The organism is Pontibacter russatus, assembly GCF_009931655.1.
Lineage (GTDB): Bacteria > Bacteroidota > Bacteroidia > Cytophagales > Hymenobacteraceae > Pontibacter > Pontibacter russatus.
In genome coordinates, this window is sequence record NZ_CP047984.1 from 2747555 (window position 1) to 2774142 (window position 26588).

At 54.3% G+C, this 26588-nt stretch carries 23 protein-coding genes; 8 read left to right on the forward strand and 15 right to left on the reverse strand.

Annotated features, from left to right (window positions below):
* The first annotated feature begins 21 nt into the window (after window positions 1-21).
* A complete protein-coding gene (locus tag GSQ62_RS11090; protein WP_161889563.1) occupies window positions 22-1428 on the forward strand; it encodes a hypothetical protein in 1407 nt (468 codons plus the stop codon).
* Window positions 1429-1479: 51 nt separating this feature from the next.
* Here GSQ62_RS11090 and GSQ62_RS11095 read toward each other — a convergent pair whose 3' ends face one another.
* The 6 genes from GSQ62_RS11095 to GSQ62_RS11120 all read right to left on the reverse strand — a co-directional run bounded on the left by GSQ62_RS11095 (window position 1480) and on the right by GSQ62_RS11120 (window position 8777).
* Window positions 1480-2319 carry an agmatine deiminase family protein gene (locus tag GSQ62_RS11095; protein ID WP_161889564.1) on the reverse strand — a complete coding sequence of 280 codons (840 nt, stop codon included), beginning with the start codon at window positions 2317-2319 and terminating at the stop codon, window positions 1480-1482.
* Between the two features lie 2 nt (window positions 2320-2321).
* The gene (locus GSQ62_RS11100; RefSeq protein ID WP_161889565.1) at window positions 2322-2735 is read right to left on the reverse strand and encodes a hypothetical protein; all 414 of its coding nucleotides are present in this window, start codon (window positions 2733-2735) and stop codon (window positions 2322-2324) included.
* A 117-nt stretch (window positions 2736-2852) separates the two neighbouring features.
* Window positions 2853-3290: a ribose 5-phosphate isomerase B gene (rpiB, locus tag GSQ62_RS11105; RefSeq protein WP_161889566.1), complete on the reverse strand. Its 438-nt coding sequence runs from the start codon at window positions 3288-3290 to the stop codon at window positions 2853-2855.
* Complete coding sequence (gene tatC, locus GSQ62_RS11110; RefSeq protein ID WP_161889567.1) at window positions 3290-4138, reverse strand: twin-arginine translocase subunit TatC; 849 nt, start codon at window positions 4136-4138, stop codon at window positions 3290-3292. Before tatC ends, rpiB begins: the two co-directional genes overlap by 1 nt.
* 27 nt (window positions 4139-4165) lie before the next feature.
* On the reverse strand, window positions 4166-5440 hold the full coding sequence (gene glyA, locus GSQ62_RS11115) for a serine hydroxymethyltransferase (RefSeq protein ID WP_161889568.1): 1275 nt from the start codon (window positions 5438-5440) through the stop codon (window positions 4166-4168).
* A gap of 196 nt (window positions 5441-5636) precedes the next feature.
* Window positions 5637-8777, reverse strand: coding sequence for an IPT/TIG domain-containing protein (locus GSQ62_RS11120; RefSeq protein ID WP_161889569.1), 3141 nt, complete (start codon window positions 8775-8777; stop codon window positions 5637-5639).
* Between the two features lie 918 nt (window positions 8778-9695).
* Here GSQ62_RS11120 and GSQ62_RS11125 point away from each other — a divergent pair.
* The gene (locus tag GSQ62_RS11125) at window positions 9696-11582 is read left to right on the forward strand and encodes a T9SS type A sorting domain-containing protein (RefSeq protein ID WP_161889570.1); all 1887 of its coding nucleotides are present in this window, start codon (window positions 9696-9698) and stop codon (window positions 11580-11582) included.
* Window positions 11583-11662: 80 nt separating this feature from the next.
* Here the strand turns inward: GSQ62_RS11125 and GSQ62_RS11130 are convergent, their stop codons facing one another.
* The 4 genes from GSQ62_RS11130 to GSQ62_RS11145 form a co-directional block, all read right to left on the reverse strand.
* Window positions 11663-12358 carry a metallophosphoesterase family protein gene (locus GSQ62_RS11130; RefSeq protein ID WP_161889571.1) on the reverse strand — a complete coding sequence of 232 codons (696 nt, stop codon included), beginning with the start codon at window positions 12356-12358 and terminating at the stop codon, window positions 11663-11665.
* Window positions 12359-12455: 97 nt separating this feature from the next.
* Window positions 12456-12689 carry a hypothetical protein gene (locus GSQ62_RS11135; RefSeq protein WP_161889572.1) on the reverse strand — a complete coding sequence of 78 codons (234 nt, stop codon included), beginning with the start codon at window positions 12687-12689 and terminating at the stop codon, window positions 12456-12458.
* Window positions 12690-12773: 84 nt separating this feature from the next.
* Window positions 12774-13073 (reverse strand): hypothetical protein, encoded by a 300-nt coding sequence (locus GSQ62_RS11140; protein WP_161889573.1) that lies wholly within the window; start codon window positions 13071-13073, stop codon window positions 12774-12776.
* 91 nt (window positions 13074-13164) lie between these two features.
* Complete coding sequence (locus tag GSQ62_RS11145; protein ID WP_161889574.1) at window positions 13165-14025, reverse strand: SDR family oxidoreductase; 861 nt, start codon at window positions 14023-14025, stop codon at window positions 13165-13167.
* Window positions 14026-14142: 117 nt separating this feature from the next.
* Between GSQ62_RS11145 and GSQ62_RS11150 the strand changes: the two genes are divergently transcribed.
* From GSQ62_RS11150 to GSQ62_RS11175, 6 genes are all read left to right on the forward strand, one after another.
* The gene (locus tag GSQ62_RS11150) at window positions 14143-14388 is read left to right on the forward strand and encodes a 4a-hydroxytetrahydrobiopterin dehydratase (RefSeq protein WP_161891413.1); all 246 of its coding nucleotides are present in this window, start codon (window positions 14143-14145) and stop codon (window positions 14386-14388) included.
* Window positions 14389-14529: 141 nt separating this feature from the next.
* On the forward strand, window positions 14530-15240 hold the full coding sequence (gene rsmI, locus GSQ62_RS11155) for a 16S rRNA (cytidine(1402)-2'-O)-methyltransferase (protein WP_161889575.1): 711 nt from the start codon (window positions 14530-14532) through the stop codon (window positions 15238-15240).
* Window position 15241: 1 nt separating this feature from the next.
* Entirely contained in the window at window positions 15242-16474 is a 1233-nt protein-coding gene (locus GSQ62_RS11160; protein ID WP_161889576.1) for an Lnb N-terminal periplasmic domain-containing protein, read from the forward strand.
* The gene (locus GSQ62_RS11165; RefSeq protein ID WP_161889577.1) at window positions 16471-17274 is read left to right on the forward strand and encodes an inositol monophosphatase family protein; all 804 of its coding nucleotides are present in this window, start codon (window positions 16471-16473) and stop codon (window positions 17272-17274) included. Before GSQ62_RS11160 ends, GSQ62_RS11165 begins: the two co-directional genes overlap by 4 nt.
* A gap of 31 nt (window positions 17275-17305) precedes the next feature.
* Window positions 17306-17485, forward strand: a complete 180-nt coding sequence (locus GSQ62_RS11170; RefSeq protein WP_237586594.1) for a FeoB-associated Cys-rich membrane protein — start codon at window positions 17306-17308, stop codon at window positions 17483-17485.
* A 170-nt stretch (window positions 17486-17655) separates the two neighbouring features.
* Window positions 17656-17994 (forward strand): hypothetical protein, encoded by a 339-nt coding sequence (locus tag GSQ62_RS11175; RefSeq protein WP_161889578.1) that lies wholly within the window; start codon window positions 17656-17658, stop codon window positions 17992-17994.
* An 82-nt stretch (window positions 17995-18076) separates the two neighbouring features.
* Here GSQ62_RS11175 and GSQ62_RS11180 read toward each other — a convergent pair whose 3' ends face one another.
* The 5 genes from GSQ62_RS11180 to GSQ62_RS11200 all read right to left on the reverse strand — a co-directional run bounded on the left by GSQ62_RS11180 (window position 18077) and on the right by GSQ62_RS11200 (window position 26454).
* On the reverse strand, window positions 18077-19009 hold the full coding sequence (locus GSQ62_RS11180) for a mechanosensitive ion channel family protein (protein ID WP_237586595.1): 933 nt from the start codon (window positions 19007-19009) through the stop codon (window positions 18077-18079).
* Window positions 19010-19049: 40 nt separating this feature from the next.
* Window positions 19050-20072 (reverse strand): SPASM domain-containing protein, encoded by a 1023-nt coding sequence (locus GSQ62_RS11185; protein ID WP_161889580.1) that lies wholly within the window; start codon window positions 20070-20072, stop codon window positions 19050-19052.
* Window positions 20073-20184: 112 nt separating this feature from the next.
* Complete coding sequence (locus GSQ62_RS11190; RefSeq protein ID WP_161889581.1) at window positions 20185-21372, reverse strand: baeRF7 domain-containing protein; 1188 nt, start codon at window positions 21370-21372, stop codon at window positions 20185-20187.
* Window positions 21373-21858: 486 nt separating this feature from the next.
* Window positions 21859-23238, reverse strand: a complete 1380-nt coding sequence (gene radA / locus GSQ62_RS11195) for a DNA repair protein RadA (RefSeq protein ID WP_161889582.1) — start codon at window positions 23236-23238, stop codon at window positions 21859-21861.
* Between the two features lie 288 nt (window positions 23239-23526).
* Window positions 23527-26454, reverse strand: coding sequence for a CHASE domain-containing protein (locus tag GSQ62_RS11200; protein ID WP_161889583.1), 2928 nt, complete (start codon window positions 26452-26454; stop codon window positions 23527-23529).
* Window positions 26455-26588: the final 134 nt, after the last annotated feature.

Below are 26588 nucleotides of genomic sequence, written 5' to 3' on the forward strand. Positions count from 1 at the left end.
TCCTTCTAACTCAGTCTCTCCTTGATTAGTTACTTCCGAAGCATACTGCCTTCCCGACTGATCCTGCTGGTCCTGCTTTTTGTCGCCATTCAGCTTCCGCTTATTTTGTGGGGCATTCCGGGCACTGCGCCGGAGTTGCTGCACATGCTGGTGGGGGAGCGCCTGGCCGACGGCTTTACCATGTACCACGACATATATGACAACACCGCCCCCTTCTCAACGCTGGTGTACTGGCTGATGGACGTGCTGGCGGGGCGCTCTTTCCTGGCTTACCGGCTGGCGGCGCTGGCCCTGCTGCTGGTGCAGGCGCTGCTGCTCAACGCCACCCTGAACCGGCATAACGTATATGCCTCCAAAGATTACCTGCCGGCGCTGGTCTACCTGATTCTGGGCAGCATCTCGTTCGAGCTGAACATGCTCACGCCCCTGCTCATCGGCAACACGTTCATCATCTTGTCGCTGCCCTATATCATCACGCTGTCGAAGGAGGGCTTTGACAACAACCGGCTGTTTGTGGGGGGCTTTATGCTGGGCATGGCCGCCCTAAGCTACCTGCCGCTGGCGGTGTTTCTGCTGGTGGGGATTTTCGCCGTCGTCTTTTTCGCCTCCAGCACCTTCCGCAGCATGCTGCTGATGCTGTGCGGCTTCCTTTTCCCGTACGCGGTGCTGCTCACCTACTATCTATATACCAACACCACGCAGGAGTTTCTGGAGATGCACCTGCTGCGCCCCTGGCACCTGAGAGTGGCCTTCCTGCGGCCTCCGGCCGATGTGGCCAAACTCATGGCCATACCGGTTGCTGTGCTGCTGCTGTCGTTGATGAGCGTGGCCTCGCTGCCGCAGCGCCTCGTGTTCCAGGTAAAGTTTCAGCAGCTGATGTGGGTGTGGCTCTTCACCAGCCTGCTGGTCATTTTCACGCGCCCGGAGATTTCCGTCGCCACATTCGTGCTGTTGCTGCCGCCTATCGCCTACTTCAGCCAGTTCTTCTTTACCTCCAGGCAAAAGCCGTGGGTGCTCAACCTGGTGATGCTGGTGATGCTGGTGTCAGTGCTGGTGCTGCGCTACAGGCAGGTGCTGGGCATCAACCGGTTCCTGCTGCTCGACGAGTCGCCGCTGCTGCTGCCGGAGCAGGCGCTGCCCATGCAGGATGCCACGGTGCTGGTGCTGGGGAACGATGTGCGCTACTACATGCAGAACAAACCCGTTACGCCCTACCTGAACTGGGAACTGGCACAGCGCCACTTCGGCAGGCTGGACGAGTACCAGGCCGTGTTTGAGATTTACCAGAACCTGAGCAAGGAGATGCCTGCCTATATAGTGGACAAAGCGGGCCTGATGCCTGAGCTGCAGTACAAGCTGCCCGCCGTCTTCGGGAAGTACCGTGCCACCGGCGATGAGGCTATATATAGGTTGGAGGATTCTATATGAGGTAAGAGAGGCGCAGACGAAACTTGCTCATGTATAGGTTAGAACAGATTTTTATCTTCTTATATTCCACGTCAGGCAGTTGATTATTCCATTGTCCCGGGCAGGTTCATTGCTCTTGACTGGCACAATCTTTTTGCCTGGAAAAGTCTCTTTTGCTCTCCTGACTGCCTCATCATCTGTTAAAAGTCCGAAAATCGGTAAAAATAAAATTTTCTCCATTTCAAGGTAGTTCAGGTAAACTCCTGTTGCGTCATCAGGCTCCGTGTTTTTATAAGGATTGAAAGGAAATGCTTTCCACTGAAATTTAGAATTATAAAGGGCAGTCAGAAAATTAATGTAGCCTGACTTCTCTTCATTCTGATAGTTATTTACCAAAACAGTTTGACTATCGATAAATCTCGCCATCCCATCAATGTGCCCCAGCCAATCGCCTTTTTCAACAGGAACAAAATATATTTCATTGATTTCGAGCAGTTCCTTCAATTCCTGGATGAGTTGAAGTTCTGGCATTTTCTTATTTTCTATAAAGACCTTTGTGGTCATTAATATTTTGTCATCCCATCTTGAAATGTTTCCGCCATCAATGACTATGTCAGATTTTATGGTTCTAATACCAATCTTCTCGCAGATGGCATCTACATCCGAGATTGTTCTTGCCCACTTCTTGTATTGAATTAAGTAGTCTGGCTTGTAGCTGAACCTTACAAACTTCTTTTCAGAAACCTGAATTGGCATATAGTCTACTGCCCAAACGTCCTTAGTGTTAGGAAGAATACCATGCCCAATCGCATTTTCATTTAGTTTGGAAACAAATTCTTTTGAGAAATTGGGGTATTTGTTCTGGAGTGTGTCTGCTATATAAACAAAGTTCGTCTGGTTGTCTCTTATCATTTTTACTCTATTAGTTTGCGTAGGTAGCCAACACGATTAGCCTGAAATTCTTTGTAATCGATCCCATGAAAAATATCACTTTTATCGTTGTTGCAGAAATAGCAGCAGAGAACACAATTTGCAAGTGAATAATTTTCCTTTGGTAGAAGCCGGTCAACCTCCAACCACATACCACGGCTTCGCCCACGCCCAAGAACCCCATTCTGGGGGAATCGGTTAGATTTCAGGAGACCTGTCATTACAATTTTCTGACATTCTTCTTCCTTCAGCCCGCAGTAATGGCAAGCTTTTTCTCTTGAGTCGTACCAGCTTTTAAATTCCTGAAAGTCTAAAAAGCCACATAGCCCTTTTTGCCTTCTTCTTAGGAAATCTGCTTTTAACTTTTCTTCTGGCTTTGGTCTGTATTCTAAGTCCATTCTTATTTTGTTAAATTTGTATTACTGAGAGTATATATACTTTTAACATCATATATAAACAAGTCGGGGCTGCACTATATAATGCAGCCCCGACTTGTTTATATATGGTTTTAGCCTTTAGCAGCCAGAAATCTTGTCCACGCGGGTCTGGTGGCGGCCGCCCTCAAAGCCGGTGCTGAGGAAAAGGCGCACCATCTCGCGGGCCACCTCCTCCGACACGAAGCGGGCCGGGATGCACAGCACGTTGGCGTCGTTGTGCTCGCGCGCCAGTTGCGCCAACTCGGGCAGCCAGCAAAGCGCCGCCCGTATGCCGCGGTGCTTGTTGGCGGTGATCGCCACGCCGTTGCCGCTGCCGCATATCAGAATGCCAAAGTCCGCCTCCTTCTTTTCCACGGCTTCGGCCAGCGGGTGTACATGGTCGGGGTAGTCAACAGAGGCGCCGGAGTGCGGGCCGAAATCCTGCACCCGGTGGCCAAGCTCTTCCAGCACGGCCTTCAGCATGTCTTTGTAGGTATAGCCAGCGTGGTCGCCGCCAATTGCAATGTTCAGTGCCATTAGATGGTATTGTTTTCGTTCAGTTTCTTCAGATCCTTTTTGCGGATGGACTGGGAGATATAAATGCTCACCTCATACAGCAGCATCAGCGGCATCGAGATCAGCAGCTGGCTCACCACGTCCGGAGGAGTGATGATGGCGCCCACAATCAGGATCACGATCAGCGCGTGGCGCCGGTACAGTTTCATGGTCTCCGCCGAAACCAAACCTGCCTTGGTCAGGAAGAACACGATGACCGGCATCTCAAACATAATGGCGCAGGCCAGGCACAGTGTGGTGAGGGTGGAGATGTAGGAGGACAGGTCGAACTCGTTCAGAATCGTGGGGTCGACCTGATAGCCCGCCAGGAAGTTGATGGAGATAGGCGACACCACATAGTAGCCGAACAGCAGCCCCATGATAAACAAGACGGACACAAAGAAGACGGCCCCCTGCGAGTTGCTGCGCTCCTGCGGGTACAGGCCCGGCTTCACGAAACGCCATATCTCCCAGAAAGCGTAGGGGAAAGCGCAGGCAAGGCCCAGGATGGCGGACACGAGCAGGTGCATCGTGAACTGCCCGCTCATCTGCCGGCTCTGGATGGTGAAGCCCATCTCGTCGAAGCAAAGCCCCTCCGAACCCAGGTACTGCCCCACCTGGCACATGACCCGGTAGCTCAGGAAATCGGGGCGGGAGGGAGCCAGGATGATGTCGTGAAACACGAAGTTCTTTGCCAGGAACGCGATAGTCCCGAAAATAAAGATAGAGGCGAACGCCCGGATGATGTGCCATCTCAGCTCCTCCAGGTGGTCCACGAAGGACATTTCCTGCGGCTCCTCTTTTTCTTCTCCTATATATGGTTGATCCATCAAAACTGTGGCCCCTGTTCTTAAGTGTTAGTAAGCAAAAAGCGGATACTGCTGCATCCAGCTGTTGATATCCTTGCGCGCCGCGCTGATTTTGCCGTCGTTGTCGTGGTGGGTGAGCACATCGTCTATCAATTCCACGATGCGCACCATGTCATTTTCTTTCAGGCCGCGGGTGGTGACGGCGGCCGTGCCCACGCGCATGCCCGAGGTTACGAACGGCGATTTGTCGTCGAAGGGCACCATGTTCTTGTTGATGGTGATATCGGCTTTCACGAGTGTGTTCTCGGCCAGCTTGCCTGTCAGCCCTTTCGAGCGCAGGTCTATCAGCATCATGTGGTTGTCGGTGCCGCCGGAGATGATGTCATAGCCCCGCTCCAGGAAAGCCTTGGCCATGGCCTGTGCATTTTGCTGCACCTGCTTTACATAGGCCAGGTAGTCGTCAGACAGCGCCTCGAAATAGGCAACGGCCTTAGCCGCGATGACATGCTCCAGGGGGCCGCCCTGCGTACCGGGGAAAACGGCACCGTCCAGCAGCGACGACATCATGCGCGTCTCGCCTTTCGGTGTCTTCAGCCCAAAAGGATTCTCAAAGTCTTTGCCCAGCATGATCATGCCGCCCCGCGGGCCGCGCAGCGTTTTGTGCGTGGTGGTGGTCACGATATGGCAGTGCGCAAACGGGTCGCTCAGCAGGCCACGGGCAATGAGGCCGGAAGGGTGGGAGATGTCGGCCAGCAGCAGGGCGCCCACTTCATCGGCGGCGGCGCGCAGCTTTCTGTAATCCCAGTCGCGGCTGTAGGCCGAGGCCCCGCATATAATCAACTTTGGCTGCTCGCGGCGGGCCGTCTCCACCACTTTGTCGAAGTCAATCAGGCCGGTTTCCTGCTCCACCCCATAAAAGGAGGGGGTATATAGCTTGCCCGAGAAGTTTACCGGCGAGCCGTGCGTCAGGTGCCCGCCGTGCGAGAGGTCGAAACCCAGTATCTTGTCGCCCGGCTGCAGCACGGCCAGCATCACGGCCGCGTTTGCCTGCGCCCCCGAGTGCGGCTGCACGTTCACCCACTCTACCCCGAAAAGCTCCTTTGCCCGGTCGATGGCCAGTTGCTCCGACTGGTCCACCACTTCGCAGCCGCCGTAGTAGCGCTTGCCCGGCAGGCCCTCGGCATACTTGTTTGTCATCACGCTGCCCATGGCCTGCATCACCTGCTCGGAGACAAAGTTCTCGGAGGCGATAAGTTCAAGGCCGTGCGTCTGGCGTGCTTTTTCCTGGGCTATCAGGTCGAATATGGCGGTGTCTCTTTGCATTGCTTCGTTTGGTTTATAAGCCTTCAAAATTAAAGTATGCGACGGAATAAACCAATGTTTCAGAAGTTTATATACGGTGCGGCACCCGGCATCAGATTCAGGGGCGGCGGCATAAAGCGCCATAAACGCAACAGCCCGGCGCCAAAGGCTGCCGGGCTGTTGCGTTGTCTGCTTATGTATGTGTTTATATATGGGCTTACTGCTTCACTACCTTTACCTGGTAGCGCTGGCCCTGCAACTCCACCGTCAGGATGTACAAGCCGTTCTGCAGTTGGTCGTAAAGCGGCAGTTGCACCTCGTTTTGCCCCTTGCTTACCGCTACCGTTTTCTGGTAAAGTTGCTTGCCAGCCATGCTCTGCAGCACCAGGCTCGCTTTGCCGTCCGCATCGGCCGCGATAACTACTTTAGAGTTGTAGTTGAGCGGGTTGGGCGCCACAACCACTGTAGCCCCTGCCAGGGTGCCCTCGGTTTCTACGGCCACCACCTTGCTGTAGGTAGCGGTGCCGTCGAGGTCTACCTGCTTCAGGCGGAAGTAATGCGTACCGGCGCTGGTCAGGTTGTACTTCAGCAGGTAGTTTGTCGTCACGGAGCTGGTGCCTGCTTTGCTGTGTACCTTGCCGATTCTGGTAAAGCCGGCCTCAGGGTTTGCGGCCATCTCCACCTCAAAGTGCGAGTTGTCTTTTTCAGAGGCGGTCGCCCACAGCAGGGTCACCTCGTTGGCGTTGCTCCTGGCTTGGAAGGAGATGAGTTCTACCGGGAGGCTGCTTTTGGATGTGCTGCCGTTTGCCGCAAGGGTTACAGCCGTCGCATTAGGCGATGACTGGGTGATGGTTGCGCTATGCGGACCTGCTTCTGCAGGCTCGTACCGCACATATATGGTTGTTTCCCCAATGCTGGTGGCACCAGCAGCCAAAGGCACGGATAGTGTACGGTAGAAGTTGGTGTTATCTAACGATACCTTAAACTCAAGCGTTGCTGGTCCGGCTACGGTGATGCCCCCCTCCAGATTAGTCCCGCTCACGGTGTAGGTCTGCGAAGCGGAAGGAGTGTTGACGTCTGTTGAGAACTCTGTAAGCGCTCCGGTTACGGTGATGGTCGGATCTATGGTGGCCCCTTCAACGGCGATAGTTTGTGTTGCTGCGTTGGTTGAACTCATGGATATCTCGCCGCTATGGCTTCCGCTGCTTACAGGCAGATATCTTACATAGACAGTAGCTGCTACATCTCCATTGGTAGGAGTTAGTGCCACACTATTACTATATGCAGAACCATCAAGAGACACCTCGAAAGCGGCAGGTGCTGTCACTGTCAGATTACTCTCTAAGTTTATTCCTGACACCTGATAGCTCTGCGAAGCAGAGGCTGTATTAGTCTTTGTTGTAAATGGAGTAAGAGTTCCAGTAACGGTGATGGCCGGGTCTAAGGTGGAGCCTTCAACGGCGATCAGTTCCGTGAGGCCTGCGGAGGTGTTGTTTATGTTGCCGGAATGCGAGCCTTTTGCAGCTGGGTTATACCTGACTAAAATATTTTTTTGTGTGACAGTTCCGCTGGCATCCGGTATATAGGATAATCCCCCGGTAGTCCAGGTGGCACCTTCATCACCAGACACTTCAAATTGGCTTGGCAATGCAATATTTAAACTTCCCTCAAGGTTACTTCCTGCGATAGTATAAAATTGCGGCTCAGATGGCACCCCTACTTTTGCTGTAAAAGGGTCGAGGGGCGTGTTTTGTACAATAAAGGTCGGTTTAACCACTGAAAAGGAACTAGCAGTAACTGCAGTACCTTCTGCGGTAGTGACGGTTACTACACCTGACGCTGCTCCGCTGGGCACGGTTACGGCCAGTTGAGTTAAGCTGCTTGAAGTTACAGTTGCCGTTGCTCCGCCTCCGAACGTGACTGAGAATGGAGCCACATTCAACCTATCCCCGGTAATATAAATCGTCTCCCCTACTTTTCCGTTGTTTTTGCTCAAACCTATGATTTTTGGTTTGAGCACTGTAAAGGCTGTGCTGGAAGTAGCAGTTCCCTTAGGAGTTACTACACTTATAGTTCCTGTCTCAGCATTGTCCGGCACGTATACACGGATGCTTGTTTCGCTTGTAAAATGAGGAACCGCGCTACCTGCTCCACCAAATACAACTGAACTGGCGGTTGATAAATAATTACCTGTAATAGTAATCTCATCTCCCTGCACACCTGCAGGTTTAGGGCTACCCTGTGATGGAGTGAATCCTGCAATTGCAGGGACTAAAACTGTAAAATTATTAGACACATCTGTTGTAGCGGATCCATATGAAGTTAACACCTGAATCGCACCCGATTCAGCCGTTGCAGGCACTACAGCATGAATCTCACCCCCATCGATAACTATTGCGGCGGCGCTGCCTCCTCCTCCAAATGTAACAGATGAGGCTGTACTTAAATTGGTACCGTAAATCTTAACCGTGTCTCCGACAAAACCTTCCTTAGGAGCAATGTCGGTAATTGTGGGAGCAATGACTGTTAGAGCGTCATCACTGATAACCAAAATTTCGCCAAATTGATCCCAAAGTTCAAGCCTAGATGTTTTAGCTCCGGTAGGTACAATAAATTTGAATGATGTTTTAGTTACATCATATGCCTCAGTATCACGAAAGCTATCATCTGTAAAATATACATATGCTGTATTCTGCAAATTATTACCTGTAACTGTTACCTCAGCACCTACAGCGGCAGAGATCGGAGAAAAGCTATAAATAGTTGGCGTTGGGGCTGTATATATGCCAGAAAGCTCAACATCATCTATGCCGATAATTGCTCTAGTTCCGGTATGCCTAAATCTTAGACTGAGATTAGATGATTCCGGAATAACTACTTGTCCAGCATCACTTACTAAACCCCAACTATTAGAAGCAGGTAGAGCACCTAAAGCGATTTGAGTCCATGAAGTTCCATTATTAACAGAGAAGTCAACCACTAAGCTGGAAAACCTTCCGTTAAACATACCAAAGGATAAGTTAATGGATGAGTAATCTGTTGTGTTTATTCCAGCTATTACGAATTCTTTCTGAGTAGTCGGACCATTCGCCTCTATATAACTGCCGCCAGATGCTCCTGTATAATTACTTGGAGTTGCATTACTGACTAATGCTGTACCCGACATTGTCAGATTATCATTATCAAAATAATTACCTGACTCATAAGAAGCAATTGTGCCAGTACTCGCACCCATTGTCTCTTTAAAAATCTGCGTCTGCGCCTGCACCACAACAGGGGACAGCAGGATAACTGTCAGGACAAAAGCTTTAAGCCAAGTCCGGAAGTTAAAAATTAAGGGTGTAGAAGTTTTCTCCATACGTTTGGCTTCACTAAACATTAAACTATTTATATATTGTTTTGTTGCTATTGTGCCACAAAGTAAATTATAAAAACTTGATATCTTACCTTTTTCTGTTCTATCAGGAAAAAAATTTTTCTTTAACCCACTCTCTTCAAAGCATCAATTTTAGCTGATATTTAATTGCTGCGCAAGGCTTTATACCATATATGAGAAATAATTTTAGTGCAAAACCATTAAATATAGCTTTGCGCATATATAATCCAAGTATAGTACCAATCCTTAATTGAGCAGGAGCATTTGCTTATTACATAAAGAAGATTCATCCACCTTCTAACATACACAGAATTACTTCTTTAGCGATATATGCTTGAGGCTTACGCTTACTCTTTTCTTAACATCCCTACAATTGCGTCCGAATATTAACATTACACAACATCTATTATATAGTACATAAGTAAGAATATTACAATTCTTAATATATTATTTGTTTTATATATATTTAATGTAATACATTTATACCGGCAAAAACCCATACATCAATATATAAGGGTTACAAAATACTAAACAAATACAATTAACAACGATTTAGATCACAGGCCCATGAAAAACATTTTACAAGCGAGTGCCGCACCTAAGCGTGCGGCAACAAATGGTCTGCTGAGGAGGCTCCTGTGCCTCCTCCTTATAACCGGCGTCTCCCTGGCAGCGGGTGCCAGCGCCTTTGCACAGCAGTTTAAAGGGGGGCAGATAACTTATAAGTACCTTGGGGGAGGTAGTTATGAGATGCTCATTAAAGGCTATTGGGACAAGGATGGCGTAGGATATATCTACCCCTACTATGAGGGATCGCCTAAGCTAAACTCTCTTGCTTCCACAGTTTCCAGAACCCTTTTGCCGGATGGCGTCACTGTCGAGCACATTCAGAAGCAACGAGTGACATGGTCCACCCCTGGCCTGCACAAAATTACCTGGACAAGCTGCTGCCGGGGCAGAGGCTCAAACTTTGTTGACAATGAGGCAGGGCTTTTTGCCGCGCTGTATTACAACCCGCAGCAGCCAAGTTCTTCGCCGCAATTCTACGACCTGCCAGTTTTTAACTTCCCGGTAGACAAGCCCATCAGCTACAACTTCAACGTGGAAGACCCGGACGGGCAGGAGTTGGAGTACTCGCTGGAAAAACCGTATGGCATGTTTGAAGATCCTTATGCCTCCATGACCCAGAAGGGCTTCAAATTAACGAACGACGGCAAGATTGTTTGGGACAAGCCGGTGCAGGGTCTCTGGCTGGTAAATGTAAAAGTAAAGGAGAAGGCAAACGGCGCGTACACCGGAGCCTATGTGCTACGGGAGTTCATCCTCAACATTGGCTCCTTTACCAACGAGGCACCCCAGTTCGCCCCCCTGGCACAGAAATTTGTGAAAGAAGGCGAGGCGGTGTCGTTTGATGTAGAGGCATCCGACAGCCAGAACATCACCATCAATGCCTCGGGCTCGGTGTTTGAGAAAGGCGCGAGCTTTAAGCAGACAGTGCAGGGCGCTGCCGCCAAAGGCACCTTCTCCTGGACACCCGCCCTGGGCACTTCTGGTAAGTTTGTCGTGCAGTTTACCGCCACCGATGCGCATATAATGCCTCTCACCTCCCAGGCGGCGGTAACGGTGACGGTGGTGCCCGCCAACTGCGGCGTGCTTGCCGCACCTGCTATTAAGTCACAGCCTTGCGAAGGCAGCAGCAACGGGCAGGTAACTGTGGCCGGAAGCAATGGCCTGGAGCCCTTCCTGTACTCGCTGGACGGTGGAACCACCTTCAAAACAGAAGCCCTTTTCACAAACCTGGCTGCAGGCACTTACCAGGCTGTGGTGAAGGATGCGAGCGGCTGCCTGAGCGCTCCAGTTCCTGTTACACTGCAGGGGCAAGCCGCACTGAGCGTGAGCTTTACAACCGCCTTTAAGAGTGTCTGCGCAAGCGGCAACCCGATCCGGTTAACAGGGGGCTCCCCGGTTGGCGGCAGCTATTCCGGGACGGGCGTGAAGGACGGCGTATTTAACCCGGCCACTGCGGGCCCAGGCGCACATACGATATCTTATACCTACACCAACGGCAACGGCTGCACCAACACAGCCACCACAACCCTAACCGTAGCTGCAGCGCCCACTGCCTCCGCCGGAACAGACCAGACCGTGTATTACGGTTATGCCGAAGCTGGTTGCGCCACCCTATCGGCCACGGCAACAGGTGGCAGCTCAAATTATACTTACTCTTGGAGCACTGGCGCCGCTACACAAGCCATTTCGGTTTGCCCAACGGCCACCACTACCTATACTGTTACGGTGACAGATGCCTCCGGCTGCTCCAGCACCGATGACGTAACCGTTTTTGTGACGGACGTAAGGTGCGGCAATAAGCTTGACAAAGTTTCGGTGTGCCACAACGGCAATGAAATCTGCATTGCGCCGGAGGCCGTGGCGGCGCACCTGGCGCACGGCGACGTGCTCGGCAGCTGCGCGACGGGCGGCAACCTGAAGGCACAGAGTGCAGGCAATATGGAAGCCTCTGCCGCGACGCAGGAACTTAGCGTGTATCCTAACCCGATGGGCGCAAAGGCACAGGTTACCCTTAAGTTGAAGGAGCAGGACTACGTAACCCTGGAGATACTCGACAACAATGGGAAGGTGGTGAAGAAGCTTTACGAAGGCACCGCAGCCGCGAACCAGGAACAAAGTTTCGAGATAAGAAGGAGCATCGGGAACCAGCCACTGTACATCGCCAGGCTCACCACGTCAAAAGGCACGCAGTTCATCAGGATAATGCTGGCAGACTAACTGCAGCAACCTAAAACAAAATAGGGCAGGACATCCTGCCCTATTTTGTTTTAGGAGCATCTATTATACATATGGATATCTCAGCTCTTCCGGGCCACCGGGTAAGGCCGGTCCTGGTTGGGTTGGATGAACAGTTGCTGCGTGTCCATATCCAGCGCGACGAGGTTTCCGAGGGCGGCGTTACGGTAGTAGACGCAGCCGGCGTCCAGGTTCAGCTTCCTATCTTTGTGCGCGATGGCTTTTTTGATGCTGTGGAGGGCGGTGGGGGTATGGCCGTGCAGCAGCATCTTGCTGTCCAGCCGCTGCCAGTCCACCTCGTAGCCCCGCAGGTTCAGCATGGCGTCCTTATCCGAGAAAATGTCTTCCTTCGCGAAGTTGAAGCCCGCATGCACCAGGTAGTAATCGGGCAGCACCAGGTAGTACGGCAGGCGTTTCAGGAACTTCCTGTACTTTTTGGGCAGGTCCTCAAACTGCGCTATCCCGAAGCTCTGGAGCACCAGACTCTTCTCGGTGTCTGTTAAGTTCAGGTTCTTCGGGCCTTTCTTGGCGGCTTTCAGCAGCATCTGGTCGTGGTTGCCGCGCAGGCAGTGTACCTGGTATTTTTGCGCCTGCAGCTCTAATACAAAGTCAATCACGCCTTTGCTGTCGGGCCCTTTGTTCACGAGGTCGCCCAGTATATAGAGCTCGTCATTGGGCTGAAGCTTCAGTTGCTCCAGCACGAGCGCTTTAAACGTACGGGCACAGCCGTGGATGTCGGTTACAGCGTAGCGGGCCATATAGGTTCTGATGTTTCGGTTAGTGTCTACCGCTTTACACAAAAATAGCACCCGCTGTTGCAGGTGCTATCTTCTGTAGAAATGTTAGGCAATGCTATTAATTGTACTTGTTGTTGTCGATTTCCGGCTTGTCCAGGTTGCGGTTCGGGTTGTTGGTCTTGGTGTTCTGCCCTGCCTCATCCGGCCCGTCCGTATACTTTTTCTTCAGTTCCTCGTGTTCTGCCCGGGTCTGTCCGGGGTCTGCTGGTTTTACACCGGCTTTCGGTTGTCCCTTTCCGCTTGGGTCTCCCTGGTTTTCAGCGCTTGGCTGCGTGTGCTTATATGATGGCATAATTTCCTCCTTCTAAATTAAATGAAACATGAGGCGCTTTATATGTAGACAGCCTCAGCGCCTGTACTTTAAGCTTTGAGCGGCTCAGGTGCCGCGTCCTTCCTCTTCGGTGCGCATGTTGTCAGGCGGCGGCGTGCCGTCGTCGGCGTAATCGTTTACCCCGGTGGCCGACGGCCCTTCGGAAGCGGTGTCGCTGCCGAAGCCCTCCTTTCCGTCGCGGTTGCCGAAGCCACCGCGCTGGTGCTCGTTCTTGGGCGGGTCTGCGCCCGGAATGATATGCCCGGCCTGCATCTCCTGCTCGCTGGTGTCATCTTCTATCACGCGCACGGGCCTGCCGTTCGGCGACTGCCCCTGCAGTTTACTTTTGTCTTTATCTTCAGCCATAATGGTATGCGTTAGGTATATAGATGCCTGTTCTGGAAGCGCATCTGATAATAGGTTTTACTCTTTTCCGGCCTCCAGGGTTTAGCTTCTGTCAGGATCCGATCTGCTCTCCGCCGTTCACGTGTATCACCTGCCCGGTTATATAGGAGCCGTCGTCGGAGGCCAGGAACACGTAGGCCGGTGCCACCTCCGAGGGCTGCCCGGGGCGTTTCAGCGGCACGTTCTGCCCGAATTCCTTCACTTTCTCCTCGCTGAACGTAGCCGGAATCAGGGGCGTCCAGATAGGCCCGGGAGCCACGGCGTTCACGCGGATGTTCTGCTCCGCCAGGTTGGAGGAAAGGGAACGGGTAAAGGCCGTGATGGCGCCTTTGGTGGAGGCGTAGTCCATGAGGTGGTGGCTGCCCCGGTAGGAGGTGATGGAGGTGGTGTTGATAATGCAACTGCCCTTCTTCAGATGCTCCAGCGCCGCCTTCGTCACATAAAACATCCCGAAGATATTGGTTTGGAACGTGCGCTGTAGTTGTTCTTTGGTGATGTCTTTCAGGTCCTGCTGCTCGTGCTGCTCAGCGGCGTTGTTCACGAGTATGTCCAGCTTGCCGAGTTCCTTCACGGCGCGCTGCACGGCTTTCTGGCAAAATTCCTCCTCGCCCACGTCACCGGCAAGGATGATGCACTTGCGGCCTTCTTTTTCCACCATCTTCTTTGTGTCCTTCGCGTCCTTGTCCTCGTTCAGGTACACAATGGCCACATCAGCGCCCTCGCGGGCAAAATGCACGGCCACGGCACGGCCGATGCCGCTGTCTCCGCCCGTAATCAGGGCCGCTTTGCCCTGCAGTTTGTCGCTGCCCTTGTAAGTGTCGCGTATTACCTCCGGCTCCGGTTTCATTTTATACTCATCGCCCGGCTGCTTCTTCTGCTTCTGCGGCGGCAGAGATTCTGGTTTGTTTTTCATAGATATCGTCAGGTTAAATTGCGTAACAATCTATAGCTATACGCCTGCCCCTTTGGCTGGTTTCTGCGACAGGCGGAGGAGGCGCTGTGGCTGATTTATATATAAAACCGAAAAATGATGTGGAAGGAAGAAAAAGACAAGTTAACGTGCAGCCTTACGTTTAAGGATTTCAGGCAGGCAATGGCGTTCATGAACGAAGTGGCCGACGTGGCCGAGGAGATGGACCACCACCCGTGGTGGAGCAACGTGTACAACAAGGTAGACATCGAGCTTTACACGCACGATGCCGGCAACACCGTCACCAAACGCGACCACCAGCTGGCAAAGCGGATTGAGGAAATCTACAGGAGTTACGAGGTCTGAGTTACGGATTCCGGGTTTGGCGTGCTGGGAAACATATATGGTTCGGACTACAGTAAAAGCGCATATTGTCCGCCGGGCGCCAGATGTAGCCAAGCCATATATAACTCGGAACTCATCACGCTAAATGCTATCTTTGGGCCTATGCAGGAACAGGAAAAGACAAACCTTTATCTCGTGCCCACGCCCATCGGCAACCTGGAGGATATCACGCTGCGCGCCATCCGGGTACTGAAGGAGGTGGACGTGATTCTGGCCGAGGACACCCGCACCAGCGGTAAGCTGCTGCAGCACCTCGGCATCGAGAAGCGCATGCACAGCCACCACCTGCACAACGAGCACAAAGCCTCCGCGCACCTCATTGACCGCCTGAAGGCGGGGGAGGTGATGGCGCTGATTTCGGACGCGGGCACGCCCGGTATCTCGGACCCCGGCTTTTACCTGGTGCGCGAATGCCTGAAAAACGGCCTGAAGGTGGAGTGCCTGCCGGGGCCTACGGCTTTTGTGCCCGCGCTAGTGAAATCAGGGTTCAGCACCGACCGTTTTACGTTTGAGGGATTCCTGCCCGTGAAGAAAGGGCGCCAGACGCGCCTGCAGAGCCTGGCGGAGGAGGAGCGCACCATGATTTTTTACGAGTCACCGCACCGCCTGCTGAAAACGCTGACACAGTTTAAGGAGTTTTTCGGCGGGGAGCGTGAAGCCTCTGTTTCACGTGAAATCTCAAAAATGTTTGAAGAGACCCTCAACGGCACCTTAGATGAGCTCATTCATATCTTCACGACTAAGGCCATCAAAGGCGAGTTTGTGGTGGTGGTGGCGGGCGCCGCAAAAGGAAGCAAAACCGACAAAGAGTAACATGAAAGCATATATAAAGCACGTCGGGCTGGTGCTGGCCTTCTGCCTGTTCTCGCTCCAGGGCTGGGCGCAGTTCGAGAATTCCCAGTTGTCGCCACAGGCCAAAATCAGCCTCATCACCTGCTCCAGCGGCAGCGATTTATATGCCATCTTCGGCCACAGCGCCGTGCGCGTACACGACCCCGTGAACGGTTTCGACATCGTGTTCAACTACGGCACCTTCGACTTCGACGAGCCGAACTTCTACCTGAAGTTTATCCGGGGCAAGCTGCGCTACAAGCTCTCCATCGCCGATTTCCGGCAGTTTGTGTACAGCTACACCATGGACAACCGCTCTGTATATGAGCAGGAGATGAACCTGACCGAGGCGCAACGGCAGCAGTACTGGGCCTTTCTGACTCACAATTACCTGCCGGCCAACCGCTTTTACCTCTACGACTTCTTCTTCGACAACTGCGCCACCCGCATCCGCGACGGCGTGGAGGCGACTTTCCCCAACCAGGTCCGGTTCAACATCAGCGATTTTGATGAGGACATGAGTTTCCGGAACCTGATTGACCTGTACCTGGTGCCGCAGCCCTGGTCCGACTTCGGGATTGACCTTGCGCTCGGCGCTCCCATCGACCGGGAGGCGGCGCCCTATGAGTATATGTTCCTGCCCGACTTCCTGGCCAAAGGCTTTGCGAACGCCACCCTCACCGCCGATGGCCAGACAAAACCGCTGGTGGGCAAGATGAAGGTGCTGTTTGAGCGTGAGCCCATCCCGTATGAGCGCGGCCTCTTTACCCCCATGCTGGTGTGGTGGCTGTTCTTTGCCGGGGTGCTCGCCCTTACCGTGGCAGACGTGATTCAGCGGCGACGGAGCCGCGCGTTTGATATGGCGTTCTTCTTCATAACAGGTTTTATGGGTGTGGTGCTGCTCCTGCTGTGGTTCGCCACCGACCACGAGGCCACCGCCTACAACTTCAACCTGCTCTGGGCCTTGCCTACCCATATCGTGGTGGCTGGCTTCCTCGGGCGCTATGCGCTGCGGCCGTGGGTGAGCAGGTATATGCTGTGTACCGCCATACTGGCCGGGGTGCTGCTCCTGTTCTGGCCGTGGTGGCCCCAGATGCTCCATCAGGCCTTTGTGCCCGTCACGCTGGCCCTGGGCCTGCGGGCCGCGTATACCGTATGGTTTTCCAGGAAGACCCGAAAAGAAATCATCACCCCCAAAATAGAGCAAGCCATATGAACCTGAGCCAATTGTCACAGAACCTGAACATCATTGCCCGCAGCGTGGGCGCTTTTATCCGGAAGGAGGGAGACAACTTTGACCGCTCCAAGGTGGAGATGAAGGGCTTCAACGATTTGGTGTCTTACGTAGACAAGCAGGCAGAGCAGCAACTGGTGGAGGAACTCCGCAAGCTGCTGCCCGAAGCGGGCTTTATCACCGAAGAAGGCACCGACACGACGAAGGGCGACCGCTTCAACTGGGTAATCGACCCGCTGGACGGCACCACCAACTTCACCCACGGCATGCCTATATACTGCGTGAGCGTGGGCCTGCTGGACGGCGACGAGGTGGTGGCCGGGGTGGTATATGACCCCAACCGCGACGAGTGCTTCTCGGCCTACAAAGGCGGCGGCGCCTTCTGCAACGACAAACCCATCAAAGTGTCGGATGCCCCGGCCCTGAAAGACGCGCTCATCATCACCGGCTTCCCTTACTACGACTTCGGCCTGACGCAGCAGTACCTGCAGGTGCTGGGGGCCTTTATGTCCAGGTCGCATGGCATACGCCGGCTGGGCTCTGCCGCCCTGGACCTGGTATATGTGGCGTGCGGCCGCGGCGAGGGCTTCTTTGAATATAACCTGAACCCCTGGGATGTGGCAGGCGGAACCATTATTGTGCAGGAGGCGGGCGGCAGGCTCAGCAAGTTCCTGGAAGACGGTGACTATGTGTTTGGGCGGGAGATTGTGGCCAGCAACGGCAACGTCCACGCCGAGATGCAGGAAACCATCAGGGAGTTCTGGAAGAAAGGAATGGAGTAAACTTTTTGTAGCCCAACGCAGTTGTAAAAGCATGATACAGGAACTGATCATTCTCGTCGTTTTCTTGGCGGCCGCTTTCTATATGGGCCGCATGTTGTACCGCAGCTTTGCCGCCAAAAGCGGCTGCGCCAAGGGCTGCGGAAGCTGCGGCGCCATCGACTTCAGGAAAATCCAGCAGGAGCTCGAGAAAAAGAGGGCAGCCGCGCAATAGGCAACAAGCTGCTCTGGCCGCCACTTTATTAGGATTTCAGGCTCCCCATCTTTTCCTGCAGTGCTGCCACAGGTGGGTGCTTCTGCTATTAATCCGCTTGTTTTCGTATCTAATGCCTGTTTTTGCGTATAGTGCTATACGGAGATACAGAACCTAAAAAACCAGAAGCTATGCAAGATAAAGTTGAAGAAAGATCTTTAGTGAATGTGCTGAACCGCCTGCAGAAAGACGGCTACAAGCAGGATTTTAAAGTATCGGAAGAGGGAAGGCTGTGCTCTATGGACGGAAAGGATAGCTTCGGGCCGGAGCAGGTGCGCATCGTGGACCACTACCGCTTTGAGGGAGAAAGCAACCCGGACGATATGTCTATTTTATATGCCGTGGAAACAGCCACCGGCCTGAAGGGCACCATCTCCAACTCTTACGGCCCCTATGCCGACGAGAATGTGGACACGTTCCTGAAGCAGGTAGAGGACATGGGCAAGAACCTCGACAAGAAAGACAAATAAACTAACTGCGCCTGAGGCAAGAGGAGCTGGCACAGGTGTGCCGGCTCCTCTTGTTTATATATAGAGCCATATATGGCTTGCCTCAGTCCTGCTGCTGCCCGTTTTCCCCGAGCCGCTGCCCGCCCTTGGCGGAAACGTTCAGCGGCTTCAGTTGCTGCGTCAGCGTCTCGCCTCCTTTGATGGCGAAATCCAGCGTGCGGACTGGGAACGGAATGAGAATGTTGTTTGCGTCGAAGGCCTTCTTGATGCGGATGATGGCGTCGCTTTTAGCACTCACGAAATCTACCTGCCGCTTGTAGGTTATCCAAAAGCGCGCCTTAAAGTTGATGGAACTGTCGCCGAAGGCATCGTACATCACCTCCACCTCCTTGGTCTTGACGCGGTTTTTCACATCTTCCAGCGCCTCAGTCACTACCTGCTGCACCTGCTCCAGGTCTTCGGCGTAAGACACACCCACTTCCAGGTCGATCCGGCGGGTGCCCTTGATGGAAAAGTTCGTGACCGGGTTCTCAAACACCATCTTGTTCGGCAGCCACACCATTTCTCCCGTCGGCTGCCTAATGTCGATGGTGCGCAGCGTGATGCGCTCAATGATGCCGAAATAGTCGTTCGTCTCAATCATATCCCCCACTTTGAAAGGCTTCTGCACGGCTATAATCACACCGGAGATGAAGTTGGCGGCAATGTCCTGGAAGGCAAAGCCCAGCGCCAGGCCAATGATACCCACACCAGCCAGCATGGAAATCACCACCCTGTCAAGGTTGAGTATACTGAGCACGAAGAAAAAGCCCAACACCAGCATGCCGATGTACAGGAGCGTCAGGACGAGGTTGTTGAGCGCGGAGCTGTGCGAAAACCTGTCAACCACCTTCCCAAGCGATTTCCGGATGAACCCGGCCACGTAAAAGGTGGCGAAGAGCAGCACCAGCGCGACAAATAAATTTGGCAGCATCAGCACAACCTGCGCCCCCCAGGCCTCCAGCTTGCTCCACAGCAGCTCTAGTGCGTCGTTCATGTCTTTCATACCGTACTTCTTCTCTTTAGAGCAAGCCCTGTCAGGCCCACACTCTGGTGCCCTCCGTGCAGTTGCGGCACATGTCTATATTGGCCCTGGAGCCCAGGAGCGTTTGCCTGAACTGGCTGTAGGCCGGCCCGCGCCATATCTTCCCGAAATCAGCTTCCTTCAGATCGCCCATGCGGTACTCCGCGTCCTTGTCGAAGCAGCAGGGCACCAGCAGCCCGTCCCAGGTAATGACGCAGGAGTGCCACATCTTCCAGCAGTGGTTCAGCAGCTTGTTTTTGATGGTATAGCTGCCGTCGCCGTTGTTCCTGTACCGCGAGTAATAGTCGATGGTGGGGATAAGCGGGGAGCCGTGGGCATGGTCGTAGATCTGGGCCGTCTTGAAAACCACCTCATCCACGCCTAACTCCCGCGCCATCTTCTTTACGTCTTCCAGCTGATGCTCGTTGGGCCGCACAACCAGAAACTGGAACATGACATGCGGTGTTTTCGATTTCAGCTTTTTTTTCCACTTCACCACGTTGCGGGTCCCCTCCAGCACCTTCTCCAGCTTGCCGCCCACCCTGTAGGCGGCATAGGTCTCCTGCGTGGTGCCGTCAATAGATACGATCAACCTGTCCAGTCCGGATTCCACGGTTTTGCGGGCCGTGTCATCATCCAGGAAATGGGCGTTGGTGGAGGTGGCGGTATAGATGCCTTTGTCTGAGGCGTACCTCACCAGTTGCAGGAAATTCTTGTGCAGGTAAGGCTCCCCCTGGAAATAGAAGATGAGGTAGAGCAGGCGCCGGTGCAGCTGGTCGATGGTTTGCCGGAAAAGCTCGTCCTGCAGCATGCCGGTGGGGCGCGTGAAGGAGCGCAGCCCGCTGGGGCACTCAGGGCAGCGCAGGTTGCAGGACGTGGTGGGTTCCAGCGAGATACTGACCGGGTAGCCCCAGTGCCTGGCCCTGCGCGTCAGCTTAGAGAGCATGTAGCTGCCCACCACCTGCAGCGCATTCAGGGCCCGCAGCGGCGTCAGTTTCGATATAAAGTTAAGCCCGTCGGCCAGGTGCAGCTTCATATATAAGGAGGTTAAGGCAGCGGAAAGGCTTTGCCGCTGCACGTAAAAGGGCAGCCACGGCGGCTGCCCTCTAAGGTATGGTTTCTGGCGCGAAAGGCCAAGTTCCCGGCTTCTAGTAGCGGAACAGCGCCTTTACGTTCGCCCGCCCGCCGGTGGTGGCGTTCTCCTGTGTGCCGTTGTTGCTGGCCACAAATACCTTTCCGCCCTGTGCCATGGTTTTGATGGCCGCCATGTTTATCAGGTCATCGTCGCCGCGCTGGTACTCGTCGTGTACCTCGGCGGTGGCGCTCGCGGCGTTGTAGCTGCCCCAGACCGGCTGGCCCGGTGCTATAAACAGCGTGTCTACCCGGCCGTGTACCGCCTCGGCCGCCACGGTGGCGATGTCTTCGGAGGTAGCGCCGGTGCCGGCCACGTTCTGGTAGCGCGCCATGGAGTCGTTGTGCCCCTGCTGCAGCAGCGGTTTCACCACAGTCAGGGCCTTCTCATGCAGCACATTCATGTCATCCACGCCCTCGTTCACGTTGATGTTCTGCGCCACGATGTGCCTGTACTTGCTGATGTTGCGGTATATGCTGCAGTAATGGTCTACGCCCGCCAGCACGAGCGGCTCGGTGGCATTGTGGAGTATCTGCTGCAGGCTGTTGTCTATCTCCAGCATAAACTCGCGCACGCGCGCATGCTCCTCGTCGCCTTTCGTGCTTCCGGCCCCATGCACAATGTTGCTGCCGTTTACCGTGGTGGTGGAGTTTGTGAAGTCCTGGTCGTTGCCTTTTATATCAAACCTGAGGGCCTGGTTAAAGCTCTCCGGCACAAAAGAACTGATGTCTATCGGTCTGATCCTGTCGATGGTCGCTTCATAGAAAGCAACTTTCTCACGGTACAGGTTCAGGATAAAGAAACGCCCGTTCTGGCTCAGGAGAGGCAAGATGGGGGTAAAGTAAAACTGGTCGAGCACATATACCTCGTTCGGCAGCGTGATCGGCAGCGTGAAATGCGCCGCGTAGCCCTTCGTGATGAACAGGGCCAGACCCTCGCCCTGGTGGCGCCAGAAGTTGTTGTCGTGCAGCAAATCTTCGGCGGGTTTCAGGTACTGCGCTATCTCCGCTTCCGGCACATCGTGCCTCTCCAGCAGTTCCTTCGCCTTCTTCACCTGGTTCTTGAAGCTGATGCTGTCTGCCCCATTCAGGGTTTGCTGGCCCGCGCGGTGCGTAGGCAGGTAGAAGGAAAGGCACAGGGCATTTTGGTTGTTGCTCTGTACATTTATCAACTTCTCGATGTCGCTTTTATTGATTAATGCCATATAAATTTGTTTTAAAATAGCGTAAGAAATCCTTCCGGTTGGCCTCCGTTTATATAGCGGAGATTAAGTAAAGGTACGCAGCAGAACAGCCAACGGTTATTTTGAGAAATGGTATATAGGGCACTCTGAGGCGGGATGATAGGAAACGGCAAGTTGCCGGGGAAAGCGACAGCGGATGGGCTGCACCATATGTAAATACAAAGGGAATAGGTAAATACAACCGTCACGCCCCCCTCTATCTGCGATCCTGAAGAGGGGCAAGAGTAAGCATGCTTTGCTCTGGGTTGTATATGACACCCTAAAGCCTGGCTCCGGAGCATTTATCTACAGCCCGAGCCCGGATTCCTAACGCTGACAGCTGATAACCCACCCCCTCCGGGTGGGTTATCAGCTGTGAAAAACTACCCCATTTATATATCGCAACTTGAGTTATGTATAGCTCCTTTAACTCACACCCGCAATGAAATGGCTCCAGAGAGGGGGCCTTTAGCCGAACAAGCTGCCGAAGACTTCCTCCAGTCTGCCGAAGGCGTGTATGTTGATGCTGAACTTGCTGAAGTCAAGGCCCTTCTTGTTATACTTTGATATATAAATATCCTTGAAACCCAGCTTTTCGGCCTCCGTGATTCTGTTCTCGACCCGGTTTACGGCGCGCACTTCGCCGCCCAGCCCCACCTCTGCAGCAAACGCCGCCGTGCTCGGTATGGCCATATCCTCGAAAGAGGAGAGGATGGAGGCACACACGGCCAGGTCCAGCGCCGGGTCCTCCACTTTCAGGCCGCCAGCGATGTTCAGGAACACGTCCTGCGCCCCGAGGCGGTAGCCGCCGCGCTTCTCCAGCACCGCCAGCAGCATGTTCAGGCGCTTGCCGTCGAAGCCGGTGCTGGTGCGCTGCGGCGTGCCGTAGGTGGCGGGCGTCACCAGGCTCTGCACCTCGATCAGCAGCGGGCGGTTGCCTTCCAGCGTAGCCCCGATGGCGATGCCGCTGAAAGCGTCCTCGCGCTGCGAGATCAGGATCTCCGACGGGTTGCTCACCTCGCGCAGCCCCGACCCGAGCATTTCATATATACCCAGCTCCGAGGTAGACCCGAAGCGGTTTTTGGTGGTGCGCAGGATGCGGTAGGTCATATGCCGGTCGCCCTCAAACTGCAGCACCGTGTCCACCATGTGCTCCAGTATCTTCGGCCCGGCCAGGTTGCCCTCTTTGGTGATATGGCCAATCAGGAAAACCGGCGTGCCGCTCTCTTTGGCGAATTTCAGCAGCTCGGCGGTACACTCGCGCACCTGGCTCACGCTGCCGGCCCCCGACTCGATGAAAGAGGAGTGGAGCGTCTGGATGGAGTCGATGATGAGCACCTGCGGGCGCACCAGTTCTATCTGCTTGAAGATGTTCTGCGTGCCGGTTTCTGTCAGGATAAAGCAGTCGGAAGTCTGGGCGCTGAGGCGCTCGGCCCGCATCTTTATCTGCTGCTCGCTCTCCTCGCCGCTCACGTACAGCACCCGCAGCCCACGCAGGCTCAGGGCGATCTGCAGCATCAGCGTGCTTTTGCCGATGCCCGGCTCGCCGCCTATCAGCACCATCGAGCCCGACACGATGCCGCCGCCCAGCACCCGGTTCAGCTCCTGGTCCTGCGTCACGACGCGCTGCTGCTCCTGGTAACTGATGTCGGCTATGGGCTTGGGTTTGTTGGACACCTGCGCGCTGCTGCTGCCCACTTTCCAGGCGGAGGTGGGGGTTACTTCCTCGCGCTGCACCACTTCTTCCACGTAGGTGTTCCACTCGCCGCAGGCGGGGCACTTGCCAATCCACTTGGCCGACTGCGCGCCGCAGTTCTGACAGAAATAGGAGGTTTTTATCTTTGCCATTGGTGTCGCTGTTCGTGTTTCGTTGCTCAGCTATGTTGTTAACCTATGAGTTGTCCCACCTATGTGGTCTACTACTGTTCATCCCTGCGGCCTCACTTCTTTTAAATCTTTTTGCTTGTATTGGAGCTCTCAGGCCGAGGGGGAAAACTGGAAAAGCTTTCACTCCGTGCCACTAAACAGACTCTCTTGACATAGTCCAGAAGACTATTCTCTTTAGGGCATTTACACCAGGTATAATTCCCAAGCACACGTTAAGAAAACAACTTTTTGGCGCAGCCCTTCCCCATTTTACACCTCGGCAGGCACGGCCGCCTGTTTGAAGTACACCCGGAAGGTAGAGCCTTTGCCAAGCTCGCTCTCCACCTCAATCTTGCCGCCGTTGTTCTCGATAATGCGCTTTACGATATACAGGCCGATGCCGGTGCCCTCTACGTGGCTGTGCAGGCGCTTGAACATGGTGAACAGCTTGTGCTGCTGCTCTTTTTTGATGCCAAGCCCGTTGTCCTGCACCTGCAGCACCAGATAGCCTCCTCCGTCGTAACAGGTGGCGATATGCACCTCCGGCGCCCGCTCCGGCGATTTGTACTTGATGGCGTTCGACACCAGGTTATATATGATGCTGCGCAGGTTCTTGCGGGCATATAAGATGTCCTTCACCTCAAAGTCGGTGGTGATGGTGGCGCCAGACTCCTTTATCAGGCTGCCAATGTCGTTGGTGATGCCTTCCAGCATGGTGTCGAACGAGAGCGGCTCCACCGCCGACTGCAGTTCCTTCTGCACCTTTGTGATTTCAGCCAGGTCGGCGATGGTGCCTTTCAGCTTGTTTACGGCGTGCTGCATCATATCGAGCACCTGCTCGTCCTCCCTGTTCAGCTTGCCCTGCAGCACATCGCGCAGCAGCGTAGCCAGGCCCTCCATGTTGGCGATAGGGGATTTAAGGTCGTGTGAGGCGGTATACACAAAGCTGTCGAGGTCGTTGTTGATGCGCAGCAGCTCGTCGTTTTTGTCGCTCAGTTCGTCGTTGGCCCCCACCAGTTCCTTCCGGGCCCGCACCAGTTCCGTCACCTCCACGGCAAACACTAGCACCGCCTCCACCTGTCCGTTGCCGTCGAGGAGTGGCTGGTACACCAGGTTGAAGTAGCCGTGCGCCAGCTGCCCGTTGTTGCTCCGGTCGAAAGTGGCGGGCATCTCGTTCCCTACAAAGGGCTGCCCCGTCCTCAGCACACGCTCCATACGCTTAAAGAAGCCTTTGCCTTCCTCCTTGGTGTGCGCCTCATATATGGTTTTGCCTACCAGCGGGCGGTTGCCGTACAGCCGGCGGTACTGCGGGTTGGCCAGCACGTACTGCATATCGGGGGCCCGCACCAGGCCTACCACGGCTGGTACCTCCAGGAACAGCTTTTGCAGCAGTTCGGCGTTCTGCTTTACTTTCCGCTCCGCCTCCTTTATGTCCGTGATGTCGATGATGGAACCGATGTGGCCCAGGAACTCCCCGTTGATGCCATAGCGCGGCATGGCCGTGTTCATCACCCAGCGTAATACGCCGTCGCGGCGGCGCATGCGCATTTCCATTTTAAAGGAGTCCGATTCTTTGGCAGCCTTCCGGAATGTTTCGGTATATTCCTGCGTATGCTCCGTCCCCAGCGCCCTGCGCCAACCCATGCTGATGCTCTCCTCAAAGGTGAGGCCGGTAAAGTCGAGCCACTGCTTGTTCACATACATGCAGTTTCCGGTGGGGTCGCCCACCCATATCATCACCGGGGCGTTGTCGGCCATGGTCCTGAAGCGGGCCTCGCTTTCTACAATCGCCTGCTGTATGCGCTTCTCGTCCGTAATATCGCGCACCTCGATGATGGTGGCCGTCGGAACGCCGTTTTCGATGATGGGACGCGCCGCGCAGGTAACATCGAAGAAGGTGCCGTCTTTCCGGATAAACACGTCTTCGTAGGCCCGCATGCTGTTGTTGGTGGGCAGCGCCCTGTCGATGGGGCACTCGTGCTGCGGGAAAGGCGTGCCGTCGGGCCGCGTATGGTGGATCATGTTGTGCAGCGGCTGTCTGGAGATCTCCTCAAACGTATAGCCCGTCATTTCCTCGGCTGCCGGGTTCATAAAGGTGCAGTAGCCCCGGGCATCCATCATGAAGAGTGCGGCGGTGGCGTTGTCGGTAATCGTCTGCTTCAGGCGGTTGGAGCGGCGCGTGTTGGAGAGCGACCAGATAATGAACGCCATCAGCAGGCTGATGATACCACCCCCCATCAGTATAAAATAGGGTAGCCCCGAGTCGGCGGTGCGCCCGTACTCCGAAGGTGCCGTGATGTAGAGGCGCCAGGTGTGGTTGCCAATGGTGATGGTGTTGACCTGGTTGAATTCCCTGCCATTCCTGGCCCTGTAGTGAAGCGTGGAGTCGGTGCTGAAGAGCAGGGCCTCCTCCGTAAAGCCAGTGCCGTCATATACTTCTATGTCGATGTCCTGGTAATTCTGCTGCAGGATGGAGGTCATCAGGTCATTGGCCCGGAAGGGGCTGTACACAAACCCCTTGATCAGGCGCTGCCGGTCCTGGATGGACTTCGGGTCGGCGTTGTCTTTGAACACCGGCAGGTAAATCAGGAAGCCCGCCTGCTCATCCCTGCCGTTCTCCTGCACCAGGCGCACCTTGCCCGACATGGCAGGCTGCTTGGTGTCGCGGGCAATGCGCATAGCCGACTGGCGCACGCGCTCACTGAACATATCGAACCCCAGAGCCCGCAGGTTGCGGCCAGCGAAAGGCTCTAAGTACATAATGGGCGTATAGGAGTAGCGCCTGCCCTCCGGGGTGACCTTGTAGCCGCTAAAGCCCTCGTCATGCAGTTTCTGCTCATGTGCCGCTACCTCCGAAGGTTTGTGCAGAAAATGGGCATACCCGATGCCCTGTATGCCCGGGTAATTCTCCTCGATCCCCAGAGAATTGTAATATGACTGCCAGGCGCTCCGCTCTACGGTGTCGGAGGCCACGAAAAAAGCCTTTGCCCCGATAAGCACCTGGATGTAATTGTGCATGCGCCGCTCCACAGCCGCCGTAGCCTGGTTGGCGCGCATGGAAAACGCCTTCTGGCTGCGCTCCTCCGCCTTTTTCTTGGTCTCGGAGTATATAAACAGCGTGAGCAGAAAAATGAGCAGGAAAGAGAAGACCGCGATGTAATGATCTCTTAAAAACCGGGCTAGCCTGGCTACTTTCATCTGAGTCGGTATCATGTTGAGGCCCTGGGGCAAGAGCAAAAGGCAACCTCGGCCTTTAATAGTTCCTCTACAGGCAGTTTAATGTTGTCTATCAAATTTAGAGAAAAATGCCGGATACCAGCATAATATGAAAT